The sequence below is a fragment of the Streptomyces sp. NRRL WC-3549 genome (assembly GCF_000721935.1).
Classification (GTDB): Bacteria; Actinomycetota; Actinomycetes; order Streptomycetales; family Streptomycetaceae; genus Streptomyces.
This window is the reverse complement of sequence record NZ_KL585388.1, coordinates 33801-39885: the sequence shown is the minus strand read 5'-3', so window position 1 is coordinate 39885 and position 6085 is coordinate 33801. Positions and strand designations below refer to the sequence as shown.

Here is a 6085-nt window from a genome sequence, read left to right as displayed (position 1 = left end):
GCCGCTTCCTGAACGGATACCGCCAGTGACCTGCGCCCGCTGCGGCACCCCCGTCCACACGCAGTTCGCCTCGCCCGAGCTGGTGGGGGCGATCGTGGAGGGCGGTCTCGACCCGGCGGAGGATCCGGGCTGGGCCGGTTCGGGTGCCGCCTCACCGGCCGAGTACGCGCGCTGGGCGGGTCATCTGTGCGGTATGACCTGCCTGCGCATGGCGCTCGGCGCCGGTGCGCCGTCGCTGTTCGCCCTGCGGGACGGGGCGTTGGCGTACGGCGCGTACACCGAGGACACCGACGGGGTGATCAGGGGGCTGGTGTACGCCCCGTTCGTCCGGTACGTGGGCGAGGTGCACCGCCTCGACGCGGTGGTGCACCGGGAGCTGTCCTGCGCCGACCTGCTCGGCCTGCTGGACACGGGGCGTCGGGTGATGACCTCCGTGCACTACGGGATCCGGCATCCGGACCGGCCGGCTCCGGGGCGCGGTGGTCATCTGGTACTGGTGACCTCCCGCACGGCGGACGGCCAGGGCGTGCACTTCCACAACCCGTCGGGGACGACGGCGGACACCAGGACGGCCGAGCTGCCGCTGCCGGTGTTCGAGCGCTTCTTCGCGGGCCGCGGGGTGTCGCTGCCCGGCGGGGCCTCCGGCCGGGCGGTGGGGGCGTAGGAACTCAGCGGAAACGATGTCCCGCGGGGCGGACGGCCCCCGCCCGGCCGGTCCGGCGGGCGAGTGAGTGCACACCGGCCGCGACGACCGGGCACAGCGGCGCCCGGGGCGAACTGCGCCCGGACGCGGACCCCTCCTGCTGCTGGCCCTGCCGGTGCTGCGCCGGGCGCCGCTGCCGGCCGGCTTCGCCCAGGAGGTGGTCGACGCCGTCCTGCCCGCGTTCGTCACTGTTCCGCCGCCGGGGGTGAACACCTGACGGCCGGACACGAACAGGGGAGCAGTCGACATGGGCGCGCCGATACGTCATTTCACCGCAATCGGCCCCGGCGACCGGGTCTTCACCGTCACCATCGAACGGGACTTCCGGTACGACCCGTACCGCGACTTCGTGGTCTGCACCCACTGCGACTGGTCGCCCTCGCTGCTGACGACGCGACGGATCGACGGCATGGCCTGGGAGCACCTGGCCTCCGCCCACGGTGCCGGCCGCGGGCTGTCCCAGCATGACAACGCGTCGTTCCGCAAGGCCGGTTGGGTCATGCTGCCGTTGTGCGCGGTGCTGATCGTCGTGCTGCTCCTGTACGCGGGGAGCTGACGGGGGCGGCTTCCCCGGCCGGGTGCCGGATCAGCCGCGCAGTGCGGTGAGCGCGCCCACCGGGTCGGTGTCCGGTGCGGCACGGGGCCACCAGTCGTCCTGGCCCCGGTCGGATTCGTAGCCGTACCACCGGCCGTCGTGGCCGAAGCGGAGCTGGAGCGTGCCGCCGGGGCCGGTCAGGCGGTTGCGCCAGGGCTGGAAGCGGGGGAAGCCGGCCGCCGCGAGGGCGGGGCGGGCCCGGTCGAACGGTCCGGCCGGCGGGTCCCACGCGTGCTCCAGGACCTCCAGGCCCAGGGCGCCGCCCTGGCGCCAGGCGGCGACGGCCCGGGCCAGGTCGGTGGTGTTGCGGCCGGTGGCGAAGGCGAGCTCGCGGTAGAGCGCCCGGGTGGTGGCGGTGAGCCCGGCGGTGGGGCGGGACGCGGCGATACGCACGGCGTCCTGCCAGGTGCTGAGTCCGGCGAGCGGGTCCTCACCCGTGGTCAGGAGCGCGTGGGCGCGGGCCGCCGCATCGGTGGCGAGGTGGTCCAGCCCGAGCGGGTCACGGGCGCCCGGCAGCTCCGGGTAGGCCGGTGGCCCGCCGGGGTGCGCGGGCACGGGCAGGGGGGCGGGGAGCGGCGGCAGGAAACGGCCGGCGAGGGCCTCGCGGGCGGCCACCGACGGGGTCACCGGGGCGGCGGGCCGCTCGCGGGCGGAGTGTTCGGCGTTGCGGCGGCCCAGTTCGTCGAGGAGTTCGCGCTCACCCCGGCCGCGCATCAGCAGCAGCACGAACGGGTCGCTGTCCAGCAGCCGCGCGGTCTGGAAGCAGAGCGCCGCCACGTGCTTGCAGGGCCATCCGCGGTCCGGGCAGGAGCAGTCGGGGTCCAGGTCCCCGGCCGCGGGCAGCAGCCGGATGCCGGTCTCCCCCGCCGTGTCGACCAGGGAATGCGGCATCTCCTTGTCCAGCAGCGCGGACAGGTGGCCGGGCCGCGCCGCGACGGCGTCCAGAAAGGTGTCCCAGTCGGAGGCCGAGAACGTACGCAGCCTCAGCTCCGCACGGTACGGGCGGGGGCGGCTGCCGTGGACGTACGCGATGACCCGGCCCGGGGTCACGGTGACGGCGGCGACGTGGCCGCCGTCGGCGTACACCCGGCCGCGGGCGAGGCGCCCCTCGTCCATCGACAGGGTCTCCAGGGCGTCCACCCAGGCGCGGCCCCACCAGCTGTCCGCGAAAGGGGCGCGGGCGTCGGCGGTGCGGGCGGGCACTGCCTCGAAGGTGCGCCGCAGGTCGTCGGGGCCGGGGCGGGCGGCCGGGCTCGCGGCGCGGCTCATGACGCCCTCCTCAGCGAGACGAGGTCGGCCAGGTCGCGGTCGCTGAGCTCGGTCAGCGCCGCCTCACCGGAGCCGAGGACGGCGTCGGCGAGGGCCCGCTTGGACAGGAGCAGCTCACCGATCCGGTCCTCGACGGTGCCCTCGGCGATCAGCCGGTGCACCTGCACGGGCTGGGTCTGTCCGATGCGGTACGCCCGGTCGGTGGCCTGCTCCTCGACCGCCGGGTTCCACCAGCGGTCGTAGTGGATCACATGGGCGGCACGGGTAAGGTTGAGACCGGTGCCCGCCGCCTTGAGGGAGAGCAGGAAGACGGGGACCTCGGCGGACTGGAAGCGGTCGACCATCCTCTCCCTCTCGGCCACCGGGGTGCCGCCGTGCAGCAGCTGGGAGGGGATGGCCCGGGAGGCGAGGTGGGCGGCCAGCAGACGGGCCATCGACACGTACTGCGTGAAGATCAGGACGGAGCCGTCCTCGGCCAGGATCGTGTCGAGCAGCTCGTCGAGGAGGGCCAGCTTGCCGGAGCGCCCGGCGAGCCGGGTCGGCTCCTCCTTCAGGTACTGGGCGGGGTGGTTGCAGATCTGCTTGAGCGAGCCGAGCAGCTTCATGATCAGGCCGCGGCGGGCGATGCCCTCGGCGCTCTCGATGAACGTCATCGTCTCGCGCACGGCCGCCTCGTAGAGCGTGGCCTGTTCCCGGGTGAGGAAGACGGGGTGGTCGGTCTCCGTCTTCGGCGGCAGCTCCGGGGCGATCCCCGGGTCCGACTTCTTGCGGCGCAGGAGGAAGGGCCGCACCAGCCTCGCCAGGCGTTCCACCGCCTCGTCGCCGCCCAGGCCCGCGGCGGTACCGGTGCTCTCCACGGTCCGCGCGTGCCGGGCCCGGAACGCCTTCAGCGGCCCGAGCAGCCCGGGGGTGGTCCAGTCGAGGAGGGCCCACAGCTCGGAGAGGTTGTTCTCCACGGGGGTTCCGGTCAGCGCGACCCGGGCCGGCGCCGGGATGGTGCGCAGCGCTCTCGCCGTGGAGGAGTGCGGGTTCTTCACGTGCTGTGCCTCGTCCGCGACGACCAGGCCCCAGGTGTGCGCGGCGAGCTGCTCGGCGCTGGAGCGCATCGTGCCGTAGGTGGTGAGCACGAAGCCGTCGCCCGCGCCGGTGAGGGAGCGGTCGGCGCCGTGGAAGCGGCGTACGGGGACACCGGGGGCGAAGCGGTTGATCTCGCGGTGCCAGTTGCCGAGGAGGGAGGCGGGACAGACCACCAGGGTCGGGGCCGGGTGCGCGCGGTGCAGGTGGAGCGCGATGACGGTGATGGTCTTACCCAGTCCCATGTCGTCGGCGAGGCAGCCGCCCAGGCCGAGCGAGGTCATCCGGTCCAGCCAGGCGAGTCCGCGCAGTTGGTAGTCGCGGAGGGTGGCGTCGAGGCCGGGCGGGGGCGGGAGGACGGCTTCCTCGTCGAGCATGCGGGCGCGCAGCACGGCGAGCGCGCCCTCGGGGACGGCGTCGACCTGGACCCCGTCGACCTCGGCGCTGCCCGTGAGGGCGACGGCGAGCGCGTCGACCGGGTCCAGCAGCCCGAGCTCCCGCTTGCGCGCCTTGCGTACGAGCGCGGGGTCCACCACGACCCACTGGTCCCGCAGCCGCACGATCGGCCGGTGGGCCTCCGCCAGCCTGTCCATCTCGGCCTGGGTGAGCCGGTCCTCGCCCAGCGAGAGCTGCCAGTCGAACGTGAAGAGCTGCTCGGCGTCGAAGAAGGAGGTGCCGTCGGTCGCCGAGCCGGGAGCGGGCCGGACGACGGCCGCGGCGGTGAGCGACCGGGCCAGCTCCCGCGGCCAGTGCACCAGGACACCCGCCGCCGCGAGCCGGGTCCCGGCGTCCGCGGTCAGCTCGTACAACTCGTCCTCGGTCAGCGCGAGGACGTCGGGTACGGGCTGCTCCAGCAGGCGCTCCAGCGGGGGCCAGACGCGGGCGGCACGGCGCAGGGCGAGCACCGCGTCGATCCGGGCCCTGGGGCCGAAGGGCTCCCCCGCCCCGCCGTTCCACAGGGTGGCCGCGTCGGTGACGTAGGTGGGGTCGGCCAGGCTGTGCACCTGGGTGACGGCCGCGGCCGCGTGGCGTGCGCCGGCCGGGTCGGCGCCTCCGTCCCGCTCCTCGTCCCCCGTGCTCGTCCCGGAGCCGCCCGAGCTGTCGAAGAGCTCGTACGCGGACAGGTCGAGCCGGAGCGAGACACGCACGCCCGCGTCGAGCCCGGCGGCCACCTCGACGGCCCAGGCACGGACTCCGGACACGTCCTGCGCCTCGCGGGCGGCGAACGGCGCCCCCATGGCGTGGGCCGCGGCGGGTGTCCGGGGAAGCGTGTCGGCGACCGCGTCCAGGAACGCGCCGAGCAGCGCGCCGGGCTCGGGCAGCCGCAGGGGGGCGCCGTCCAGGGGCACGGCGTGGCCTTCCGGAGGCATCGCGGCGGCGACCGCCCGCAGGTGGGCGACGTCCTCCGCGTCGCGCGGGCCGGCCCGCCACGCGTCCCGGTCCTCGGGGGTGAGTCCGGGCAGCAGTCTGCCCCGGGCCACCAGGGTGAGGGCGTGCAGCGCGGCCGCGCCCCAGGCCCGGGTGGCGGGGTGTGCCGAGGCCCGGTGGCGGGCGTCCGCGAGCAGGGGCAGGGCGTCGGACAGGGACACCAGCAGCGCGGGCACGGCCCGGCGGCGGGCGCCGTCCGCGCCGTGCCGGACGGCGACGGTCAGCTCGGTGACGGCGGGGAGGCCGTCCTGGCCCTCGGAGGCGGTGGTGAAGGGGTCACCGGCGAACGGGCCGCCGTCGGCGCCCGTGAAGTCGGCCCTGCCTTCCGGGTCCCAGAAGGCGATCCGGCCCTCCCGCGGCAGGGCGGCCGGGAGGAACACCGCGGCGCACCGCAGCAACCGGTCGACGGCCTCACCCCGCGCCCGCTGCACCCCGTCCACCACCCTCCCGCTCGCTACCCGTCCGTGTCGTCCCTGCTCCGGCGAGTCTAGGCGGGGGGTCTGACAGCGCCCGCCCCGGATGTGGTCCCCGGCCCCGGAGCGGACGGCGGTCAGGGTTCGGGTGCCGGGCACGCCCCCTGGTTCCCGGGCCTTCCGCCGGTACCGGGCCCGGGCACCGCCCGCCCCGCCCCCGGGGGCGGTCATGGGTGATCCGGCACCCTGGAGTCCGGGGTGCCGGATCCGCGTACGCCTACTCCCGCTCCGTCCCGGACGCCCCGCCCCGCTCCGGTCGCGAGGCGGGCCGGGGCTCCTCCGGTTCGAAGGGCGGGATCGAGTCCGGTTCGAAGGGCGGGACCGCGTCGGGTTCGAAGGGCGGGATGTCCTGCGTCCCGCGCTCCGCCACAAGCGGGTCCGAGCCGGACGGGTCCGAGGTGAGCGGGTCGGAGCCGGACGGGCCCGAGCCGGGCAGCTCCGAGCCGGGCAGCTCCGAGCCTGCCAGGAGGTCCTCGGCCGGCCGCTCCGTCTCGGGCCGCCCGGGCTCCGGGCCGCCCGCTCCGGCGGGCCCCGGCGGCGGCG

5 protein-coding genes and 1 pseudogene are annotated in these 6085 nt (G+C 75.9%); 3 read left to right on the top strand and 3 right to left on the bottom strand.

The window, feature by feature from the left end; translation table 11 throughout:
- The first annotated feature begins 25 nt into the window (after positions 1–25).
- The 3 genes from IH13_RS0106630 to IH13_RS0106620 all read left to right on the top strand — a co-directional run bounded on the left by IH13_RS0106630 (position 26) and on the right by IH13_RS0106620 (position 1259).
- Complete coding sequence (locus tag IH13_RS0106630; protein WP_031081870.1) at positions 26–664, top strand: cysteine peptidase family C39 domain-containing protein; 639 nt, start codon at positions 26–28, stop codon at positions 662–664.
- Between the two features lie 67 nt (positions 665–731).
- Entirely contained in the window at positions 732–920 is a 189-nt protein-coding gene (locus IH13_RS0106625) for a hypothetical protein (protein ID WP_031081868.1), read from the top strand.
- A 30-nt stretch (positions 921–950) separates the two neighbouring features.
- Positions 951–1259, top strand: a complete 309-nt coding sequence (locus IH13_RS0106620) for a hypothetical protein (protein WP_031081866.1) — start codon at positions 951–953, stop codon at positions 1257–1259.
- 30 nt (positions 1260–1289) lie between these two features.
- On the opposite strand, the gene IH13_RS0106615 is transcribed toward IH13_RS0106620, so the two are convergent.
- The 3 genes and pseudogenes from IH13_RS0106615 to IH13_RS0106605 all read right to left on the bottom strand — a co-directional run.
- Positions 1290–2567 (bottom strand): SWIM zinc finger family protein, encoded by a 1278-nt coding sequence (locus tag IH13_RS0106615; RefSeq protein ID WP_031081864.1) that lies wholly within the window; start codon positions 2565–2567, stop codon positions 1290–1292.
- Complete coding sequence (locus IH13_RS0106610) at positions 2564–5509, bottom strand: DEAD/DEAH box helicase (RefSeq protein WP_234433231.1); 2946 nt, start codon at positions 5507–5509, stop codon at positions 2564–2566. Before IH13_RS0106610 ends, IH13_RS0106615 begins: the two co-directional genes overlap by 4 nt.
- 250 nt (positions 5510–5759) lie before the next feature.
- A pseudogene (locus tag IH13_RS0106605) lies at positions 5760–6085 on the bottom strand (hypothetical protein); the annotation flags it as partial.

Coding starts and splice junctions, on each gene's coding strand:
- IH13_RS0106620 (WP_031081866.1), top strand. CDS start 951: ATGGGCGCGCCGATACGTCATTTCACCGCAATCGGCCCCGGCGACCGG.
- IH13_RS0106615 (WP_031081864.1), bottom strand. CDS start 2,567: ATGAGCCGCGCCGCGAGCCCGGCCGCCCGCCCCGGCCCCGACGACCTG.